Source organism: Streptomyces sp. NPDC091387 (assembly GCF_044756945.1).
Lineage (GTDB): Bacteria > Actinomycetota > Actinomycetes > Streptomycetales > Streptomycetaceae > Streptomyces.
Genome location: NZ_JBIVTZ010000006.1, coordinates 355,914 through 376,142 on the forward strand (window position 1 = coordinate 355,914; position 20,229 = coordinate 376,142).

Below are 20,229 nucleotides of genomic sequence, written 5' to 3' on the forward strand. Positions count from 1 at the left end.
GGGCGGCCGCTGTGCGCACTGCCACCGGCCCGCGCCGTACAGCTGGAAGCCCTCGTCGCTCAAGGCCGGCATACGGGCCCGCACCGCGATGTGAACGCCCTGGCTGCCGGTGCCCATGTCGACGGTCACGGTAGTGGTCATCGACCCGACGCCGAGCAGTAAAGACGTTGGCCCTTGAGGAGGATCCGACCGGTTTTTTTGCGGTAGGGACATGTGGCTGTTCAGGTGAGAACGGGGGAGTTACTCAGGGGCCTTGACCACGAGATGTCCGTTCCCAGATCCTCAGGATCCAGTGTCTCGTGTGTCCAACATCAGAGGTCAAGGCCCAAGTCCTCCAGATCACACCGGACCGCAGTCAACTCCTCACTCAGCACGCCCAGTCAACGACACGACCGATCGAGAAGACACGCCATCACGGACCGCACATGACCAAGCACTGTCAGACGCCTGCCGCGAAGGACGCCTGACTGGTAAATGACCTGGTCAGGCTTGGTCAGGCCTGGTCAGGCGCTCTTCTTCGGTGTCTAGAAGAACCCGAGCTTCTTCGCCGAGTACGACACGAGAAGATTCTTCGTCTGCTGATAGTGCTCCAGCATCATCTTGTGGTTCTCCCGGCCGATCCCGGACTGCTTGTACCCGCCGAACGCGGCGTGGGCCGGGTACGCGTGGTAGCAGTTCGTCCAGACCCGGCCTGCCTGGATGGCCCGGCCCGCCCGGTACGCGGTGTTCGTGTCGCGGGTCCAGACGCCCGCCCCGAGCCCGTACAGGGTGTCGTTCGCGGTGCGGATCGCGTCGTCGAAGTCCGAGAAGGACGTGACGGCGACTACCGGGCCGAAGATCTCCTCCTGGAAGACCCGCATGCGGTTGTCGCCCTCGAAGATCGTCGGCTGTACGTAGTAGCCGCCCGCCAGCTCGCCGTCGTACTCGATCCGCTTGCCGCCCGTAAGGATCTTCGCGCCCTCCTGCTGGCCGATGTCCAGGTACGAGAGGATCTTCTGGAGCTGGTCGTTGGAGGCCTGTGCGCCGATCATCGTGTCCGTGTCCAGCGGGTGGCCCGGCACGATCTGCTCGGTGCGGGCGATGCCCGCCTCCAGGAACTCGCTGTAGTGGCCGCGCTGGATCAGCGCCCGCGAAGGACAGGTGCAGACCTCGCCCTGGTTGAGGGCGAACATGGTGAAGCCTTCGAGTGCCTTGTCCCGGAAGTCGTCGTCGGCCGACCAGACGTCGTCGAAGAAGATGTTCGGCGACTTGCCGCCCAGCTCCAGAGTCACCGGCTTGATGTTCTCCGAGGCGTACTGCATGATCAGCCGCCCCGTCGTGGTCTCCCCGGTGAACGCGATCTTCGCGACGCGCGGGCTGGACGCCAGTGGCTTGCCGGCCTCCGCGCCGAAGCCGTTGACGATGTTCACGACGCCCGCCGGAAGCAGGTCCGCCACCAGACTCAGCCAGAAGTGGATGGACGCGGGCGTCTGCTCGGCCGGCTTGAGGACCACCGCGTTGCCCGCCGCGAGGGCAGGCGCCAGCTTCCAGGTGGCCATGAGAATGGGGAAGTTCCACGGAATGATCTGCGCGACGACGCCGAGCGGCTCGTGGAAGTGGTACGCGACGGTGTCCTCGTCGAGTTGGCTGAGCGAGCCCTCCTGGGCGCGCAGCGTGCCCGCGAAATAGCGGAAGTGGTCGATGGCCAGCGGAATGTCGGCCGCCAGGGTCTCCCGTACCGGCTTGCCGTTCTCCCAGCTCTCGGCGACCGCGAGCTCCTCCAGATGAGCCTCCATCCGGTCCGCGATCCGGTTCAGGACCGAGGCCCGGTCGCCTGCCGACGTGGCACCCCAGGCCGGGGCGGCGGCGTGTGCCGCGTCCAGGGCCAGCTCGACGTCCTCGGCGGTGCCGCGGGCGATCTCGGTGAACGGGCGGCCGTTGACGGGGCTCGGGTTCTCGAAGTACTGGCCCCGGGTCGGCGGTACGTAGGCGCCACCGATCCAGTGGTCGTAGCGCGACTCGTACGAGACGATCGCGCCCTCGGTGCCCGGCGCAGCGTAACGGGTCATCTCTGTGGCCTCCCGGATCCGGTGCCGCCCGCCGTTGGACGGCCCTCGGCGCGAGGCTAGGCAGCGCGACGTTGCAACCCCGTTGCGTACCGGGGCGGGCGGTTGTCGCCGCGACCGCATAGGTGCGCCGGGTTGCCGGTTGGGACGGCTGGCCCAGAGAGCGGAGAGCGGGGTCCAGGCAAGCCCGAGGCCTTCCGCCAGATCGTGCGTGTGCACCAGCGTCTCTTGCACCCCCAGTGCCGCGAAGCCTTCGGGGTCCGACACCCCGGCGGCGCGGTGGGCACGGACTTTGCGCACCATGGCGACCAGCAGCGCGTCGCACGCCTCCAGCACCTGCATCAGGCCGGCCGGCCCCGCGTCACGGTCCGCGAAGAGGAAGACCGCGGATCCGGCCGGCGTCTTCCGGCTCAACGCGAAAGGCACATGGGTGTCCAGCGGTGGGCTCTGCGGCCCCCAGCTGCACGGCGTAGTAGAGCAGGTCGTTGGCGAGGTGCTCGGCGGTCTCCCCGCAGTCCCACTCCAGCGAACCGGCCCTACCGTCCCCTCCGGAGGCGCGTCCCGAAGGATGCCCACGGCGAGCCGCACGGCAAGGTCGACGTCGTCCGCGGTGACGGGAGACAGCACTGATCCGGTTTCGACTGATCGAGACATCGCAGCACCGAGCACCGTATCGCGACGGAAGAGGGCATGGGCAAGGCGGTGTTCTGGACGGATAACCGGAGCTGACGTCGCGGACGGTGTCCTCGTCCGCGGCCACCAGCTTCGCGATCACCGGCACGGTGTTCCCTGCGGCCGAGGCCGGCGGCGTTCATCGCCCGCCGGTAGCGCACCGTGCCGGTGGTGCCCCGCCGCACAGTCTGCCGCAGCTTCCGCCCCTCCTGATCGGTCAGCCTGCGGACCTCACGGGTGGCGCCACCGTGCCTCCCCACAGCTGGACGGATGCGACCCACCCACCTATCCAAACCGCGCAGGCGCCGCCACCGGGCAGAAGCCGTGAAGCCATCCGGTCACAGCACTAACGCAGTTCCGCGTCGAGCGTCCTGGCACGGGCCAGCAGGGCGGGCCGCTGCGCCGCAGGCGCGGCCGCGGCCAGGGCCTGCCACGCGGGGAGGTCGTCCTCGCCCCACGGGCTGGACGCCCAGTCCGCCAGCAGTCCCGGATCGCCGCGCGCGATCAGCGCGGCTCGCAGTGAATCGTCGAGCCGGCGCCGCAGCCGGACGACCGACGGCGCCTGTGAACCGGGCAGCAGAGGCCCCGCATAGGCACTCAGCGCCGCGGCCACCGCACCCGAGGCCAGTCGGCGCGCAACGGTGTCGAAGTCCGCGTCGACGGGGGAGGCGAGACGGTAGGGGCGGGAGAGCAGCAGATCGGGGCCGAGTAGACGGCGCAGCCGGGAGAGTTCGGCCCGCAGCGTCACCGGGGTGACCGACTCGTCCTCGTACAGTTCGACGAGGAGTTCCTCGCCGCCGATGCCCTCGGGGCGCCGGGCCAGCGCGACCAGGATCTCGCTGTGCCGCCGGCTGAGGCGGAGCGCCCGGCCGGCCACGATCAGCAGCGCCTCGTCCCTGCCGAGGGCGCTCAGCCGTACCGCCCCGGCGGCCGGGGACGGGGCGAGCAGGGCCAGTTGGGATTCGGCGGCGCGGGCGACGGCCTGCACGAAGGCCAGGCTGTGCGGATGCGCGAGCCCGTTGCCGCCGGTGATGTCGACCGCGCCCAGCACGCGTCCGGTGTGCGGGTCGTGCAGGGGCGCGGCCGCGCACGTCCACTGCTGCACCGGACGCAGGAAGTGCTCGGCCGCGAACACCTGGACCGGGCGGTCCACGGCGATGGCCGTTCCCGGCGCGTTCGTCCCGGCGACGGATTCCGCCCAGCGGGCGCCCTCTACGAAGTTCATCCGCCCGGCACGCCGTCTGGCCACCGGGTGTCCCTCGACCCACAGCAGTCTGCCGTGGGCGTCGCACACCGCCAGGAGGTGTTCCCCGTCCGTCGCGTACGCGCTCATCAGCTCCCGGATCACCGGCATGGCGCGGGCGAGCGGATGGGACTCGCGGTACGGTCCGACATCGTCGGCGTCCAGATCGAGCAGGGCCGCGCCGTCCGGGCAGACGCGGGCCCGCGCCGAGCGGCGCCAGGACTCGCCGACCACCGGGCGGACCGGTCGCTCCAGGCGGCCGGCCGCGGTGAACACCTCATGCGCGTGCCGCAGCTCGCCGAGCCGTTCACCGGGGTCCGCATCGGCCGCCAGGGCCAACCAGGGGTCCGTCAACTCACCCTCCCGTCCAGGGGCGCCGTACACCCCCATCGTCGTCGCAGCGGCCGCCTGCGACAACCGTGGTGCGGAGAGTAATCGGAAGGGCCGGACCGGACGCCGGTCAGGCGGTGCCGAGCAGGTTGACGAGGCGGATGTACCGGACCCAGTCCCAGTTCGGACCCGGGTCGGTGTGGTCGGCGCCCGGGACCTCTGCGTGGCCGAGAATATGCGCACGGTCCTTGGGGATGCCGTAGCGGTCGCAGACCGACGCGGTCAGCAGCGCCGACTTCTCGTACAACGCGTCGGTGAAGTACGCGGGCTGGTCGACATAGCCCTCGTGCTCGATGCCGATGCTCCGGGTGTTGTAGTCCCAGTTGCCCGCGTGCCAGGCGATGTTCTGCTCCCGCACGCACTGGTCGATGTACCCGTCCACCGAGCGCACCACGTAGTGCGCGGAGACCTGCTTCGCCGGATTCCGGAAGATCGCGACCGCGTCGGAGAACGTCTCCTGGGTGACATGGATGATCACATACTGCACGGGGTACGCCGAAGGGCGCTTCGAGACCGTGTAGTTGGAAGTCGATGCCGGTACCCAGTGGGCCGACGGATAGTCCGTGTCGCCCGCGGTCGCCGCGGCGGCCCGCGCGGAGGCGGGGAGCAGCGCCGCCGCAGCCGTGGCCGCGGCGCCCTGAAGGATCCTTCTCCGGTGCATGTGAACTCCAGCTGTGTGTGGGGGAGTGGGAGAGGCGGGAGGGGGCCGGCGCGGACGGATCAAGGAGAACGGTTCGGGCGTCTGCGGCAGCAGGTCCTCGTGAGGGAGGGGCCGCCAACCGATTCCCCCGACATCCGGGATCTCCCTCGTATCCGATGACCGGAATGTGTTGTCCGATGTACGGCCGATCGGCTCGCGGACCTTACCGTACGGGCGCCGCGCGGGTGACGGAAGACGCCAGGGGTCCGAAATCGCCTTGGCGTGGGGGCTGTTGGACCACCCCGCCTACCTGGAAGCCGGGGACGGTGGCGGTTTTCCGGTCTCCCTGTGCCCGCCCGGGACAGTCCCGGCGCTCAGAAGCACTCAGAGGCGCGGGGCGACGGTCAGCGGACTACCGAGCCGCTCCGAGGCGATCCGAGGGACTCGCCGGTCGCCCGGTCGCTGCGCTGCGGCTCCTGGGGAACGCGAGGGCGGGGCGGGAGAGAAGCGCTTGCCCCGCCCGCCGGTGCGCTGTCGTCAGACCTCGGCCTGGTCCGCGTCGGCCAGGGCCGCCGCCGGATCGTCGTCCGGGGGACCGGCCGGGACCCACCGCCCGCTCTCCTTGCCGTACGGGTACCAGCGACCGTCCCGTCCGTAGCGGAGCTGGACCGTGCCGTCCACCGACGTCCAGCGGTTGTGCTCGGCCCGAAGCCGGGGTGCCTCGTCCTCCTCCCAGGCGATGGCGAGCCGCGACCTGGCGTGGGCCAGCGAGGCCGCGTCCGGGGTCCACTGCTCGTCGAGCACGGAGAGCGCCGCGGGGCCGCCGTACTGCCAGGCACGTACGGCGATCCGCAGGCCGGCCGGTGCGCGCCCCGACCCGGTCGCCAGCCGGGTCGCGATCCACGGCACGGGACGCGCGTCCGCGGCCAGCCGCACCGCGTCCTGTTCCGGCGTCAGCCCGACCGGTACGGGCTGCAGTTCGTGGCCCGGGGCCAGCGCGTCCGCGAGCATCCGGTGCGCACGTGCCGCGCTGTCCGTCGCCAGCATCTCCAGTGCCGTCGGGTCCACGCCGGGCTCCGGATCGGTCTCCGTGTCCAGCGAGGGCGACACACCCGCCTCGGAGGGAAGCCGGGGGAGAGGCGGCAGTGGCGGAAGGGCATCGCCGGCGGCGTGGGCCTCCGCTGCCGGAACCCCGCGCACGCCCCGCTTCCCGGACTCCGGTGCGGAGGGCCCGGAAGGTTCGTGGCCCGCGGCGCGGACGGTGATCCGCTCCTGGAGCTCGTCGAGCAGCCGGCGCTCGCCGCGTCCCCGCATGAGCAGCAGGACGAACGGGTCCTGGTCCAGCAGCCGCGCCACCTGATAGCAGAGGGCGGCGGTGTGCGGGCAGTGGTCCCAGGCCTCGCAGGTGCACTCAGGATCGAGGTCACCGATGGCCGGAAGCAGCTCCACGCCCGCCGCGGAGGCGTCCTCGACCAGATGCGGCGGCATCTCCCGGTCGAGCAGCGCCGCGATGTGCCCGGCCCGGTCGGCCGCCATGTCCAGGAACCGGTTCCATTCCTCCTCGCTCAGCTCCTGGAGCAGCACGTCGCTGCGGTACGCGCCCGCGTCCCGGTCCTGGACCACAGCGGTGATCCGGCCCGGTCGCACGGACACGACACCGACCCGGCCCTCCCGGGCGAGCCGGCGCCCCTTCTTGAGCTGCTGGCCGTCCAGCGCGGTGTCCTCCAGCGCCTTCAGCCACGCCCGGCCCCACCAGGAATCGGCGAAGCCCCGGCCGCTCGGGGGTGGCAGGGCGGCAAAGGTGCGTTCCTGCGCGGGGGCCGAGGGCACCGTGTCGTCCTGCTCGTCACCGTCGTACCGGTCGACGTATCCGTCGTGGGCGTACCCATCCGGCTCATAGGCGTCGGGCTCGTATCCGTCACTCATCGTGCGCCCCCTCGCAGCTCCACCAGGTCGGCCAGTTCCGCATCGCTGAGCTCGGTCAGGGCGCTCTCGCCGGAACCGAGGACCGCGTCCGCGAGCCCCTGCTTGCGGGCCAGCATGTCGGCGATCCGGTCCTCGATGGTGCCCTCGGCGATCAGCCGGTGCACCTGCACCGGCTGGGTCTGCCCGATGCGGTACGCGCGGTCGGTGGCCTGAGCCTCGACCGCGGGGTTCCACCAGCGGTCGAAGTGCACCACGTGGCCCGCCCGGGTGAGGTTGAGACCGGTCCCGGCCGCCTTGAGCGACAGCAGGAAGACCGGGGCCTCGCCCGCCTGGAAACGGTTCACCATCGATTCCCGCGCGGCGACCGGAGTGCCGCCGTGCAGGAACTGGGTACGGACCCCGCGCGCCGCCAGGTGCCGTTCGAGGAGCCGGGCCATCTGCACGTACTGGGTGAACACCAGAACAGCCGCACCCTCCGCGAGAATGGTGTCGAGCAACTCGTCGAGCAGCTCCAGCTTTCCCGAACGTCCGGCGATCTGCGGCTCCTCCTCCTTGAGGTACTGCGCCGGATGGTTGCAGATCTGTTTGAGCGCCGTCAGCAGCTTCACCACCAGGCCCCGCCGGGCGATGCCGTCGGCGGCGGCGATCGCCGCGAGCGTCTCCCGTACCACCGCCTCGTACAGGCCCGTCTGCTCGGCCGTCAGGGAGACCGCGCGGTCCGTCTCGGTCTTCGGCGGCAGCTCCGGAGCGATGCCCGGATCGGACTTGCGCCGACGCAGCAGGAACGGACGCACCAGTGCGCCGAGCCGCTCGGCCGCCGCGGGATCGCCGCCGCCCTCCACCGCACGCGCGTACCTGGTACGGAAGGTGCCGAGCCGGCCGAGCAGACCGGGGGTCGTCCAGTCGAGGATCGCCCACAGTTCGGAGAGGTTGTTCTCCACCGGGGTGCCGGTGAGGGCGACGCGGGCCTGCGCGCCGATCGTGCGCAGCTGTTTGGCCGTCGCCGAGTGCGGGTTCTTCACATGCTGCGCCTCGTCGGCGACGACCATGCCCCACCGGGTGGCGGCGAGCTTCGGCGTGTCCAGCCGCATCGTCCCGTACGTGGTGAGGACGAACTCGCCGTCCGCCAGGCTCTCCAGGTTTCGTGAGCCGCCGTGGAATCGGCGCACCGGGGTACCCGGCGCGAACTTCTCGATCTCTCGCTGCCAGTTGCCCATCAGGGACGTCGGGCACACCACGAGGGTGGGGCCCGCGGCCGATTCGATGGTCTGCCGGTGCAGATGCAGCGCGATCAGGGTAATGGTCTTCCCGAGCCCCATGTCGTCGGCGAGACAGCCGCCGAGTCCGAGCGAGGTCATCGTGTGCAGCCAGTTAAGGCCACGCAGCTGGTAGTCGCGCAACGTCGCGGTGAGCGCCGCGGGCTGACCGAGCGCCGGCTGTCCGCCCTGCGCCTGCCGGGACTCCGGATCGGCGACCCGCTGCCGCAGCGCCTCCAGCCAGCCGGTCGCCCGGACCTCGACCCGGCGGCCGTCGACCTCGGTGGAGCCGGTCAGCACCGCGCCGAGCGCGTCGATCGGAGTGACCTTGCGGTCCTGGGTCTCGCGGGCGCGACGCGCTTCGTCGGGATCGATCAGCACCCACTGGTCGCGCAGCCGCACCAGCGGCCGGCCCGCCTCGGCCAGCCGGTCGAGCTCGGCGCGGCTGAGCTTCTGGTCACCGAGCGCGAACCGCCAGTCGAACGCGAGCAGGGCGTCCGCGGACAGCAGCGGTACGGTGTCCGACTCGGTACGCCGGGGCTCCCTGGAATCGTCCGGCCCGCCCTCGCCGTCCTCGGCGTCGGGCGGTCCGATCACTGCGCGTGCCGTGAGCTTGCGGGCCAGCTCCCTGGGCCAGTGCACCTGCACGCCCGTCGCGGCGAGGGCCCGTGCGGCGGGGCCGAGCAGTTCGGAGATCTCCTCGTCGGCCGGTTCCACGGCGTCGGGCACGGCCGCCGACAGCAGTGGGGTCAGGGGCGGCCAGGCGCGGGCGGCCCGGCGCAGCATCAGCAGGGCGTCCATCCGGGCCTTCGGCCCGAGGGCGGCAGCGGCAGGCCCGTTGCCCGTCCAGATCGCGGCGGCGTCCGTGACCAGGGTGGGGTCGCTGACGCTGTGTACCTGCGGGACCACACGGAAGGAGGGGCCGGACAGCTGTCCCTCGGACGTCTCATGGGTCCGGTCGAGTCCGGACACCTCCACGCGCAGCGAGAGCCGGACCCCCGCGTCGTGCCCGGCCGCGACATCGGCGACCCAGGCCCGCTGGTCGGGCAGCCTCCGTGCAGCGTCCGCGGTGAACGCCGGGCCGCCGGTGGCGAGCGCCGCCGCGGGTGTGCGCGGCAGTCCGTCGGCGACCGCGTCCAGGAACTCCCTTACCAGCCACTCCGGTTCGGGCAGCAGCAGAGGCTCAGCCGTCACATCGAGCGGCACCGCGTGGGCACTTGGCGGCATGGAGGCGGCCAGGGCGCGGATCCGGTCCTGGTCGTCGGCGGTGAGCGGTCCGGCCCGCCACGCGTCGTGATCCGTGGCGCTCAGACCAGGCAACAGCAGCCCACGCGCGGTGAACTGAAGGGCCAACAGCCCAGCGGCGCCCCAGAAGGAGGCCGCCGGCGAGGCGTGTGCCAAGGCCCGCGCGCGGGTCAGTACCGGCAGGGCGTCCCGTACGGGCAGCAGTCGCGCCGGTACTTCGTACGGCCGGCCGTCGGAGCCGGTCACGGTCAGGCCCTCGACGGTCCCGGGGGCATCGGGCGGGCTGCTACCGTCGGGGCACCAGAAGGCGACGCGTCCGGTCCGGGAGGGATCCGCGGGCAGGAACACCACCGAACAGCCGGCGAGTGCGGAGATCTCGGAGGGCGTTGCTGCGGGGAGGCTGTGCACAGCGATGTCAGATTCCTCAAATTTGACTAGTTGGCTGAGGTCGCCGAGGGTACTCCATCGCATCCGGCGGCGGGGCCAGTCGTCACATGATTCACATCACACACCTGAGTCCGGTATGTCGGCCAGGTGCAGCCAGCCCCCCTCCGGAATGAGGGGGTTGGCACCAGGAAACCTCGGGTGGTGGCTCCATGGCTGCTATACATCTGCGACCCGTACGTTTCATCAGGTCAGCGCACCTCCAGCGCACCCTTTAAGACCGGAGACATCATGCCTCAGGCCGCAATCACCGTCGCGGATCGAACCCGTGACAGTGCCGGAAGTGCCGGAAGTACAGGAAGTGACTTCGCGCCTCTGCTGCGGGCCGTCAAGGGGCAGGGACTCCTCGAACGCCGCACCGGCTGGTACGCGGCAGGCATCGCCGCCAATCTGCTTGCCCTGGGCGCTGTGATCACGGGAATGGTCCTCCTCGGCAACACGTGGTGGACCCTGCTCCTCGCTCTGCCCCTCGCCGTCTTCTGGTCCCGCACCGCGTTCGTTGGGCACGACGCCGGGCACGCCCAGATATCCGGTGACCGCCGGGCGAGCCGGGCCATCGGCCTGGTGCACGCCAATCTGCTCCTCGGCATGAACGAAGCGTGGTGGAACGACAAGCACGTACGCCACCACGCCAACCCCAACCATGTGGACAAGGACCCGGACGTCGGCGTCGGCGCCCTCGTCTGGACCCAGAAGCAGGCCGCACAGCGCGAGGGCTTCGCCCGCTGGCTCACCCGCAACCAGGCCCGGCTGTTCTTCCCGATGCTGCTCCTGGAGGGCATCGCCCTGAAGATCTCCGGCTTCCAGTACCTGCGACAGCAGCCCGCCCGTGAGCGTGTCCTCTCCGCCCTGCTTCTGGTCGCACACCTCGGCCTCTACGCCACGCTGCTGCTCACCGTCATGTCGCCCGGAAAGGCCGTCGTCTTCGCGCTCGTGCACCACGCGCTCTTCGGCCTCCACCTGGGCATGGCCTTCGCCCCGAACCACAAGGGCATGGAGATGCCCGACCCCGACGGCGACCGCTGGGGGCACCTGCAGCGCCAGGTCCTCACCTCACGCAACGTACGGGGCGCCGTCCTCACCGACTGGTTCCTCGGCGGGCTCAACTACCAGATCGAGCACCATCTCTTCCCGAGCATGCCCCGCCCGCACCTGCGGCTGGCGCAGCCCCTGGTCAAGGCCCACTGCGAGGCGCTCGGCATGCCGTACGCGGAGACCGGACTCATCGAGTCCTACCGCCAGGCCCTCGACCACATGCACGAGGTCGGCGCGCCGCTCAGGTGACCGTTCCCGACGGGTTCGGGCAGGCTGGAACCGATGAGCACGCACAGGCGTTCTCACAGCAGGAGCGGCCACTGGCCGCGAAGGAGGCGTGGACGATGTCGAACAGCGCAAAGATCGCCATCGGGGGAGTTGTCGTCGCAGTCGTCCTGATGCCGCTCATCGGGTTCTGGCTGTCACTGCTGGTGCTCATCGGAGTCCCCGCGATCGCCTATCTGGTACTGGATCCCAGCCAGCGGCGCAGGCTCCGCAGAATCACTCGCAAGGAGATCGGACGCTGAGCGATGCGGTCCTCCCCGATCCGGGCCCCGCGTCCGGATCGGTGCCTCCGGGCCCCGGCTCCCGTGCAGTTGACAGCACTGGGGTCCGGGCGTCTCAGGAGGGCCGTACGGCCAGTGCGTCCAGGGCCTTGAGCAGACCGGGCAGCTCCTCGCCGCGCCCGACCGGAAGTATCTCGCCCGGTATCTCGTCCAGCAGCAGGAAGGCGATGTCGTCGGTCCTGGCCACCATGGACCAGCCGGGACCGTCGGCACGGATCGTCCGGGCATCCCCGGAGGCGAACGCGGAACGGACCCGTCCGGGCGGCGGCGGGGCGTCGACGTAGGCGTGGGCTTCGGCGAGAGCCCGCCGGACGCCGGGATGCCTACCGGAGGAAGCGTTGTGCTGGGCGGCACCTTCGCTCTCCGCGGCGTCCTCGCCGTCTGCGGTGCTGTTGTTCTCGGCGGCGTGGGAACCCGTATCCGTACCGGTCCCACCGCGCGCGCCTGACGCGGCATCGTCGCCTTCGACGGCGCCCTGGCCCTCCGTAACCCGGCCGCCCGCCGGCACGAACGCGGTCCCGTCGTCGATCTGTTCGCGCCAGACCGCCCACTGCAAGGCGATCGCGTCCGCGCCGAGGCGACGCTGGGCCGGGCCCCACTCATCGGTGTCCGGTGGAGCCAGCGGCGGCAGATCCCCGTCCTCCGCCCCGGGATCCGGGGCCGGGTCGTGCGGGGCGGGCACGCCCGGCGCGGCGATCGCCACGGCGAGCGGCCAGCCGGGGAGAGCGCAGACCACCGTGCGGTCGTCGGGCGACAGGTCGTACTCCATGCCGCAGTCCCAGGACGCTATCGCCACGGCCACCAGGGACACGTCATCGACGACGACGGTCCACCTGGCCCCGTCGCCGTCCTGGCCCATGACCAGGCCGAATCCCCCGGCGTACGGCTGGAGGCCGAGCGCCGCGCACGCGGCCGGGTAGTCGTCGCCGAGAACGCTCGGGAACTGCGCGGGGGTCAGCAGGACCGCGGTCAGCACATACAGTGCGTCGTCGTCGGCGACTGTGTCGTCCGTCCCGGTCACTGCACCCTCCTCGTCCGTCATGGTTGTCCGTCGGCGCACCTTAACCAGTGGGTAACCCACTCGTCGAGGCCCTGACAAGGCAGAATATCTGGCACTGGTGCGCCGTGGACGGGCTCCTACTCGTCGGCCAGGCCGAGCAGCGTACGGGCCACCGCTTCGGGTGACTCGTCGCGCTCACGGGCGAGCGCGATGACCGCCCTGCAGGCCAGTTCTCCGACGCCGAAGGAGAGCGCTTCCGGCGACACCCAGCCGCTCGCCTCGTCCATCCGCTCCTGGTCGTCCTCCACCGATGCCGCGACGAACGTGGCTGCCGCATCGAACAGGTTGTGCTGCCGGCGCTCCGGCGCCCTGGTGGCAACGCCGGACCGGCCGCCCTTGCGGCCGGGGCTCACGGCTCTGCGGAGTATGCCGAACATGTCGGTCATGGAGACCGCCTTTCCTGGACATGTATGTGCCGGACAGGGCGTGCGCGCGCTGGGGGGACATGCCACGCCGTGCGCGGCGTCCCTGTCCTCCGTGCGTACTCACGTCCTGCCCGCAGACATAGGGTCGGACACTCGACCTGGACGAAGAGAGGAACGGTGCGGTGAAGCGTTACGACCGGCTCAAGGACATCCAACGCCTGGATCCCGAGAGGGACTTCCTGGAGATCTACCGGATCACGGCCACGTACGAATTCCCCTGGGACATCACTCGCGCCCTCGAACTCGCCCTGTACCGGACGTATGCCGTCCCGAGCATCGGCGGTCTCCTCGCCGAGACAGCGCAGCTGACAGGTCGTTCGCAGAAGAGGTACGACGACACCACGCTGCTCCTGGACGCCGTGGTCGAACACGGTTTCGACAGCGACCCGGGGCGTACGGCCATCCGCCGGATCAACCAGATGCACCGCAGCTACGACATCAGCAACGACGACATGCGCTACGTGCTGTGCACCTTCGTCGTCACCCCGAAGCGCTGGCTCGACACCTATGGATGGCGCCGGCTGTCCGGGCACGAGCTGCGGGCCTGCGCCGCCTACTACCGCACCCTGGGCGCCCACATGGGCATCAAGGACCTGCCGCACACGTACGAGGACTTCGAGCGCACCCTCGACGCCTACGAGAACGAACACTTCGGCTGGGACGAGGGAGCGCGAGAGGTGTCGGACGCCACGCTGGCGCTGATGGCCTCCTGGTACCCGCGCCCCCTGGCGCGGGTCGTGCGCGGAGCGAGCCTCGCCCTTCTCGACGACTCGCTGCTGCGGGCCTTCCGTTACGGGCGTCCGGGCCCGGTGGCGCGAGGCCTCACCCGGGGCGCCCTGCGCCTGAGGGCCCGCGCGGTCCGTCTGCTGCCACCCCGCAGGACCCCGCACTACGCCCGCCAGAATCCGGAGATCAAGGGCTACCCGAGTGGTCACGAGGTGTCCGCGCTCGGCACCTACCCCACGCCCGGTATGGGCGGCTGCCCGGTCCGGCACCTCCGTGGCCCGGACGTCCCGGTGGAGTGACTGAGGGGACCGGCCGGCACGGCACGCGAGGCCCCTCTGGCCTGGCCCCGATCCGGACGGCAGCCCCGAGGAGACTCATCCGGTCCGCTCGGCCAGGACGAGGAAGCGGTCCCTTTCGTCGATGTACGTATTCAGCCGCCAGCCCGAACGGGCCAGCAGTGGGCCGAGGTTGGGTTCCGCCCGCAGATCGTCGTCGGTGAGCGTCCGGCCGTGCCGCGCGGCCAGTGCCGCCCTGCCGATGGGATGGAACAGCGCCAGCAGCCCGCCCGGCCGCACTACGCGCGCAAGCTCCGCCAGGTCCCGTTCCGGCCGCGGCAGATGCGCGATCAGTCCGGCCGCGAACACCGCGTCGAGCGCATGCGTACGCACCGGCAGCCGGGCGGCGTCGGCCTGGAGCAGCAGCCCGCCGCGGTCACGGCCCGCGCGTGCCGCGGCCTCCAGCATGGCCGCGGTGAGGTCGGCGCCCAGCACCGTGCCCCTGGGGCCGACCGCGGCCCGCAGGGCGGGCAGTGCCCGTCCCGTACCGCAGCCCGCGTCGAGCACGGCGTCGCCCGCGCGCAGGCCGAGAGCGGAGACCGCCGCGGCGTAGGCCGGACCGTCGTCGGGAAAGCGGGTGTCCCAGTCCGCGGCGCGGGCCGTGAAGAAGTCCTGGACGTGCGTGTGGTCATCGGCCATGCGGACATGATCGCGCAATGACCGCTCGAACGAACCGGCATCGATCCGGGTGCATGCCCGACTGCGCGGTGCTCTCGTTCGGGAGCGTGTCGGCCTGGGGGTGCCGCGCGCCCGCCGGAATGCCTCTCGCTCAGTGCCGCCGCCCGTCCTTGCGCAACTGGGCCAGCTCGTCGTTCATGGCGTCCAGGAAGCGCGCCACGACCGCGAGTTCGGCCTCGTCGAACTTGCGCCGGGCCATGTCCGTGCTGTCCGCCAGGGGCATGAAGAAGTCGCGGGCCACCGCCTTCGCCGCGGCTGCGTAGTGCAGATGCACCACCCGGCGGTCGCTGTTGTCCCGGACCCGCCGGATGTGCCCGGCGCGCTCCAGCCGGTCCAGACACGCCGTCACCGCCCCCGAGGTGAGGTCCAGCTGCTCACGCAGTCCTCCCGGAGTCATCGCCGCCCCCGTTCCCCTGCGCTCTGCGTCGAGGATCGCGATGAGCGCCTGCACATCCGTGGGGTGCAGGCCCTGGGACTGGGCGAACTCGTGGGCGATGCGATTGAACTCGCTGTTCATTCGGCGCAGCAGCACTGCGAACGACTGGAGCCCGGTGGGTCCGTCGTCCATGCCTCTGTCCGGCCCTGTGTCTGCGGTGCGCATGTCTCCAGAGTAATATCTCTCAATCATTGAGATAATGAATGAGCGAGAGAAAATGATCGTGCACCGACTTCTGGGGAATCAATGAAGCGCGTACCGCGGCACCGCATCGTCCGTTGGCTGGTGCCGGTGGCCCTGCTCGTCGTCTGGCTCGGCATCGGCGGGGCGCTGGGCCCGTACGCCGGGAAGCTCGGCGAGGTGTCCACGAACGACCAGGCCGCGTTCCTGCCGCGCAGCGCGGAGTCGACGAAGGTGTCCGAGGCCCAGAAGGAGTTCCAGCGGTCGGGGACCGTGCCCGCGATCGTCGTCTGGACAAGCGAGCGGGGCCCGCTCCCGGCGGGTGCGCGGGCCGCGTCCACCAGGGCTCTCGCGTCCCTGGCCGGGGTACCGGGAGTCGTCGGAACGCCTTCGCCCGCACTGCCTGCCGACGACGGCGAGGCGCTCTCCGGCGTCGTACAACTCGACTCCGACCTGGGTGACGCGCTGCCCGGCACGCTCGACCGGGTGCGCGAAGCGGCTGACTCGGTGCCGGGCACCAAGGCCGGGATCGCAGGCCCCGCAGCGAGTCAGGCCGACCTCAAGGACGCCTTCGCCGGGATCGACGGGCTGCTGCTGGGTGTCGCGCTCGCCGCCGTCCTGGTGATCCTGCTGCTCGTCTACCGCAGCCTGCTGCTGCCGTTCCTGATCATCATCAGCTCCGTCCTCGCCCTCGGACTCGCCTGCGCGATCGTCTACGCTCTCGCGGCCCACGATGTCGTACGCGTGGACGGCCAGGTCCAGGGCATTCTGTCGATCCTGGTGATCGGCGCGGCCACCGACTACGCGCTGCTGCTCACTGCCCGCTTCCGCGAGGAGCTCACCCGGCACGGGGACCGAACGGCCGCGGCCGTCGCCGCGCTGCGCCGCTCCTTCGGGGCTGTCGCCGCGAGCGCCGCAACCGTGGCCCTCGGCCTGCTCGCCCTGCTGCTGAGCGACCTGACGAACAACCGGGCTCTCGGCCCGGTGGGGGCCATCGGTATCGTCTGCGCGGTGCTGAGCACGCTGACCTTCCTGCCGGCGGCACTGGTCCTGTGCGGCCGGGCCGCCTACTGGCCGGCGAAACCGCGTCCGGCGGACGAGGCGGCCGGGGGGCACGGCATCTGGCGACGGGTCGCGGCCCGCGTCGACCGCACCCCGCGCAAGGTCTGGATCTCCACGTCCCTGGTGCTCGTCGCCTGCGCGGCCTTCGCGCCCACGCTGAAGTCGCAGGGCGTACCGCTGGACGAGATCTTCGTGAACGACGCCCCGTCCGTCTCGGCGCAGGCCACCCTCGGGAAGCACTTCCCGGGCGGATCGGGCAACCCCGCCGTCGTCGTCGCGAACAGCGCCCGCGTCGCCGAGGTGACCGCGGCGGCCGCCGGGACACGAGGCGTCGCCTCCGCGGCACCCGTGACGGCCTCCGGACAGCCGGGCGCAGGGCCGCCCGTCGTGGTGGACGGCCGCGTGCGCGTCGACGCCACGCTGAAGGACGCCGCGGACAGCGATGCGGCCAAGGCCACGATCCAGCGCCTGCGCGCCGCCGTGCACGCGGTTCCGGGAGCCGACGCGCTCGTCGGCGGATACACCGCGCAGCAGTACGACACCCAGCAGACTGCCGGCCGCGACCGCGGCATCATCGTGCCGGTGGTGCTCGTGATCATTCTGGTGATCCTGATGGGGCTGCTGCGGTCCGTGCTGATCCCGGTCCTGCTGGTGGCCACGGTGGGACTCAACTTCCTCGCGACCCTCGGCGTCTCGTCGCTGGTCTTCCGACATGCCTTCGGGTTCAGCGGCACGGATGCCTCCGTCCCGCTGTACGGATTCGTCTTCCTGGTGGCTCTCGGCGTGGACTACAACATCTTCCTGATGTCCCGTGTCCGGGAGGAGGCGTTGGTGCACGGAGCCCGGCAGGGCGTGCTGCGTGGACTGGTCAGTACGGGCGGGGTGATCACCTCGGCGGGGGTGGTGCTGGCCGCCACGTTCGCCGCGCTGATCGTCATTCCGTTGGCGTTCCTCGCTCAGATCGCCTTCATCGTGGCCTTCGGGGTGCTCCTGGACACCCTGGTGGTGCGTTCACTGCTCGCGCCCGCGCTGGTCGTGGACATCGGCCCGAAGGCCTGGTGGCCCAGCGCGATCAGCGGCCGCGGGGCGAAGGCGCGGGAAGCCGCCGGGCTCCGGTGACGCGGTACGGGTCCCGGTCCGCACCCCCGTGTGCTGGGGTGCGGACCGGGACCCGTAGCTGTCCGGTCACCGTACTGAAGAGGTCAGACGTTGACGCCGTAGTCGGAGGCGATGCCCGCCAGGCCGGAGGCGTACCCCTGGCCGACCGCGCGGAACTTCCACTCCGCGCCGTGCCGGTACAGCTCGCCGAACACCATCGCCGTCTCCGTCGACGCGTCCTCGCTGAGGTCGTAGCGGGCGAGCTCCACCCCGTTGGCCTGGTTCACCACACGGATGAACGCGTTGCGCACCTGGCCGAAACTCTGCCCCCGGCTCTGTGCGTCATGGATGGACACCGGGAAGACGATCTTCGCGACATCCGCCGGGACGCCCGCCAGGTCCACATTGATGGACTCGTCGTCGCCCTCGCCCTCACCCGTCAGGTTGTCACCGGTGTGCTGGACGGAACCGTCCGGGCTGTTGAGGTTGTTGTAGAAGACGAAGTGCAGGTCGGAGAGGACCTTGCCGGTGTCAGAGCACAGCAGCGCGCTGGCGTCGAGGTCGTGATCGGCGCCTGTCGTCGTCCGTACGTCCCAGCCCAGGCCGACCGTCACCGCGGTCAGGCCGGGCGCCTCCTTCGACAAGGAGACGTTGCCGCCCTTGGCCAGGGTCACACCCATGAACTTCCTCCAATGATCCAGTGATCCGTTGATCAGTACTGCTTCGGCCGTCACCGAGTTGAACGACGGCCCTTCCCCTGTGGTTCCCTGATTGCGCAAGCCGTGAAGTGTGAGCGCGGCGCAGAGCCTGCGGCCGTGCCGCTCACCGAGGTGTCTCCTCCTTCATGGCCTTCGCCTCACTCTTCAGGATCCGCATGGATTTGCCCAGGGCGCGGGCGGTGTCAGGCAATTTCTTCGAGCCGAACAGCACCAGCACGACGATCGCGACGACAAGCAGGTGCCAGGGTTCGAGGCCGTTGCGCAGCATGCGCTTCACGCCCTTTCTTCGGGTGTCTTCCGGTCAATGTTTCCGGGCAGGCGTTTACGGACAGTGGATCGGACCGACGATGGACGGGTCCGGTGATCCATCCGGGCAGAGACAATTGCTACATTGCGCAACTGTACAACCATGCGTATGCGGTGCGAGTCCGACTCCGTGGAAGCCGGACGATAGCTGGGGTGGACAATGGCTGGCGGTCACAAAGGGGCGGCGACAGGGGGGCGGCGGAGCCGTCTGCGCAGGACAGCCCTGTTCGGACTCTCCTTCCTCGTGCTCCTGGTCGCCGGAGTCGGCTGGGGCTACCTCAAACTCACCGGAAGCATCGATACGTTCAGCGCCGACGGAGTCTCCGGCGACCGGCCGCCCGACACCTCCGAAGGCCAGAACGTCCTCGTCATCGGATCGGACTCACGGTCGGGTGCCAACAGCGGCCTCGGCGGCGGTACGGGCGACGTCGGACGCTCCGACACCGCGTTCCTGCTCCATGTGTACGCCGACCACAAGCACGCCGTCGCCGTGTCCATACCCCGCGACACCCTGGTCGACATCCCGGCCTGCAAGAAGCCCGACGGCGGCTGGACGGCTCCGCAGCACAACGCCATCTTCAACGGGGCGTTCTCGGTGGGGGAGACGGCCGAGGGCAACCCCGCCTGCACCCAGAACACGGTCGAGCACCTCACCGGTCTGCGGGTCGACCACACCATCGTGGTGGACTTCGCCGGCTTCTCCGCGCTCACCTCGGCCGTCGGAGGGGTGCCCGTCTGCCTGCCGCAGGACATCTACCAGCGCGACCTGAATCCCAAGCGCGCCACCCGGGGGTCCCTGATCTTCGGCAAGGGACCGCAGTCGGTCTCCGGACAGCGGGCACTCGACTACGTACGGATCCGGCACGGCATCGGCGACGGGTCCGACATAGGGCGCATCAAGCGGCAGCAGGCCTTCGTCGGCTCCCTCGTGAAGAAGGTCAAGTCCCGCGGCCTGAACCCGACCACCCTGCTGCCGCTCGCCAACGCGGCGACCGACGCGATGACCGTGGACCCGGGGCTCGGATCGGCCGACCGGCTGCTGTCGTTCGCCATGTCGATGAAGAACGTCGACCTGCACAACACCAAGTTCGTCACCATCCCCTGGCGCTACCAGGGCGCCCGCGTCGCGATCGTGGAACCGGACGCCGGCGCGCTGTGGGCTTCCCTCAAGGCCGACCGCACCCTCGACGGGCAGAACGCCGCCGGCAAGAGGGCGGGCGGCGGCTCCGCCGCATCCGGCGGGGCGTCCGCCTCTCCCACCGCTCCCGTCTCCGGCGCGGGTATCGACGTAGCCGTCTACAACGGAACCACCGTGACCGGACTCGCGGCCCGGGCGGCCGAGCTCCTTCGCTCGCACGGCTTCACCGTCACCGGTACGGCCACCGCGAACGCCCAGGACCGGACCGGCACTCTCGTCACCTACGGCCCCGGCCTCCGGGACAAGGCGGAGACCACGGCCCGGCTCTTCCCGGGAGCGCGGACCACGGAGTCGGCCGACGCCGGAATCCAGGTGATCGTCGGCAGCGTCTACGCCGCGAACCCCTCGGCCGCCCCCGCGACACCGACGCCCGACACCGTGCCGTCCGCCGTCGCCGACGATGCCCGCTCGGCCGACGACGACCCGTGCAGCGACCTCTCGTACGGCTGAACCGACCACGGACGGCCTCCGGCCGACGGCCAGGCCGTCCGCGGCTGCGAGGAGGGGTTCGGGGGCAGGCGCGTACAGGCCGTGAGAGCTTCCC

16 protein-coding genes and 2 pseudogenes are annotated in these 20,229 nt (G+C 70.7%); 5 read left to right on the top strand and 13 right to left on the bottom strand.

What is annotated here, in order from left to right; genetic code table 11:
- Positions 1-524 precede the first annotated feature (524 nt).
- The 7 genes and pseudogenes from ACIQM0_RS15305 to ACIQM0_RS15335 all read right to left on the bottom strand — a co-directional run bounded on the left by ACIQM0_RS15305 (position 525) and on the right by ACIQM0_RS15335 (position 9,825).
- Positions 525-2,048 (bottom strand): aldehyde dehydrogenase family protein, encoded by a 1,524-nt coding sequence (locus tag ACIQM0_RS15305; RefSeq protein WP_401286463.1) that lies wholly within the window; start codon positions 2,046-2,048, stop codon positions 525-527.
- Positions 2,049-2,204: 156 nt separating this feature from the next.
- Positions 2,205-2,699: pseudogene (locus ACIQM0_RS15310) on the bottom strand (hypothetical protein); the annotation flags it as partial.
- 73 nt (positions 2,700-2,772) lie between these two features.
- Positions 2,773-2,977, bottom strand: a pseudogene (locus tag ACIQM0_RS15315) (hypothetical protein); the annotation flags it as partial.
- An 86-nt stretch (positions 2,978-3,063) separates the two neighbouring features.
- On the bottom strand, positions 3,064-4,314 hold the full coding sequence (locus ACIQM0_RS15320; protein ID WP_401286395.1) for a GAF domain-containing protein: 1,251 nt from the start codon (positions 4,312-4,314) through the stop codon (positions 3,064-3,066).
- Between the two features lie 106 nt (positions 4,315-4,420).
- Entirely contained in the window at positions 4,421-5,011 is a 591-nt protein-coding gene (locus ACIQM0_RS15325) for an N-acetylmuramoyl-L-alanine amidase (RefSeq protein WP_401286396.1), read from the bottom strand.
- 516 nt (positions 5,012-5,527) lie between these two features.
- Complete coding sequence (locus tag ACIQM0_RS15330; protein WP_401286397.1) at positions 5,528-6,916, bottom strand: SWF or SNF family helicase; 1,389 nt, start codon at positions 6,914-6,916, stop codon at positions 5,528-5,530.
- Positions 6,913-9,825 carry an SNF2-related protein gene (locus ACIQM0_RS15335; RefSeq protein ID WP_401286398.1) on the bottom strand — a complete coding sequence of 971 codons (2,913 nt, stop codon included), beginning with the start codon at positions 9,823-9,825 and terminating at the stop codon, positions 6,913-6,915. Before ACIQM0_RS15335 ends, ACIQM0_RS15330 begins: the two co-directional genes overlap by 4 nt.
- A 267-nt stretch (positions 9,826-10,092) precedes the next feature.
- Here ACIQM0_RS15335 and ACIQM0_RS15340 point away from each other — a divergent pair, with 267 nt between their 5' ends.
- Together ACIQM0_RS15340 and ACIQM0_RS15345 are read left to right on the top strand one after the other, a co-directional pair.
- Complete coding sequence (locus tag ACIQM0_RS15340; RefSeq protein WP_401286399.1) at positions 10,093-11,145, top strand: fatty acid desaturase family protein; 1,053 nt, start codon at positions 10,093-10,095, stop codon at positions 11,143-11,145.
- Positions 11,146-11,240: 95 nt separating this feature from the next.
- On the top strand, positions 11,241-11,423 hold the full coding sequence (locus ACIQM0_RS15345; protein WP_401286400.1) for a hypothetical protein: 183 nt from the start codon (positions 11,241-11,243) through the stop codon (positions 11,421-11,423).
- Positions 11,424-11,517: 94 nt separating this feature from the next.
- On the opposite strand, the gene ACIQM0_RS15350 is transcribed toward ACIQM0_RS15345, so the two are convergent.
- Both ACIQM0_RS15350 and ACIQM0_RS15355 read right to left on the bottom strand, forming a co-directional pair.
- On the bottom strand, positions 11,518-12,504 hold the full coding sequence (locus tag ACIQM0_RS15350) for a hypothetical protein (RefSeq protein WP_401286401.1): 987 nt from the start codon (positions 12,502-12,504) through the stop codon (positions 11,518-11,520).
- Positions 12,505-12,599: 95 nt separating this feature from the next.
- Complete coding sequence (locus ACIQM0_RS15355; RefSeq protein ID WP_363028237.1) at positions 12,600-12,908, bottom strand: hypothetical protein; 309 nt, start codon at positions 12,906-12,908, stop codon at positions 12,600-12,602.
- 161 nt (positions 12,909-13,069) lie between these two features.
- On the opposite strand from ACIQM0_RS15355, the gene ACIQM0_RS15360 reads away from it, so the two are divergent.
- Entirely contained in the window at positions 13,070-13,972 is a 903-nt protein-coding gene (locus tag ACIQM0_RS15360; RefSeq protein WP_401286402.1) for an oxygenase MpaB family protein, read from the top strand.
- Positions 13,973-14,047: 75 nt separating this feature from the next.
- Here the strand turns inward: ACIQM0_RS15360 and ACIQM0_RS15365 are convergent, their stop codons facing one another.
- Positions 14,048-14,647 (bottom strand): class I SAM-dependent methyltransferase, encoded by a 600-nt coding sequence (locus ACIQM0_RS15365; RefSeq protein ID WP_401286403.1) that lies wholly within the window; start codon positions 14,645-14,647, stop codon positions 14,048-14,050.
- A 130-nt stretch (positions 14,648-14,777) separates the two neighbouring features.
- Positions 14,778-15,287, bottom strand: coding sequence for a MarR family winged helix-turn-helix transcriptional regulator (locus tag ACIQM0_RS15370; protein ID WP_401286404.1), 510 nt, complete (start codon positions 15,285-15,287; stop codon positions 14,778-14,780).
- A gap of 81 nt (positions 15,288-15,368) precedes the next feature.
- Between ACIQM0_RS15370 and ACIQM0_RS15375 the strand changes: the two genes are divergently transcribed.
- Positions 15,369-17,483 carry an MMPL family transporter gene (locus ACIQM0_RS15375; protein ID WP_401286405.1) on the top strand — a complete coding sequence of 705 codons (2,115 nt, stop codon included), beginning with the start codon at positions 15,369-15,371 and terminating at the stop codon, positions 17,481-17,483.
- Between the two features lie 83 nt (positions 17,484-17,566).
- On the opposite strand, the gene ACIQM0_RS15380 is transcribed toward ACIQM0_RS15375, so the two are convergent.
- Both ACIQM0_RS15380 and tatA read right to left on the bottom strand, forming a co-directional pair.
- The gene (locus tag ACIQM0_RS15380) at positions 17,567-18,142 is read right to left on the bottom strand and encodes a TerD family protein (protein WP_123466495.1); all 576 of its coding nucleotides are present in this window, start codon (positions 18,140-18,142) and stop codon (positions 17,567-17,569) included.
- Between the two features lie 142 nt (positions 18,143-18,284).
- A complete protein-coding gene (tatA, locus tag ACIQM0_RS15385) occupies positions 18,285-18,449 on the bottom strand; it encodes a Sec-independent protein translocase subunit TatA (RefSeq protein WP_401286466.1) in 165 nt (54 codons plus the stop codon).
- 261 nt (positions 18,450-18,710) lie between these two features.
- Here tatA and ACIQM0_RS15390 point away from each other — a divergent pair, with 261 nt between their 5' ends.
- The gene (locus ACIQM0_RS15390; protein WP_401286468.1) at positions 18,711-20,135 is read left to right on the top strand and encodes an LCP family protein; all 1,425 of its coding nucleotides are present in this window, start codon (positions 18,711-18,713) and stop codon (positions 20,133-20,135) included.
- The last annotated feature ends 94 nt before the right edge of the window (positions 20,136-20,229 follow it).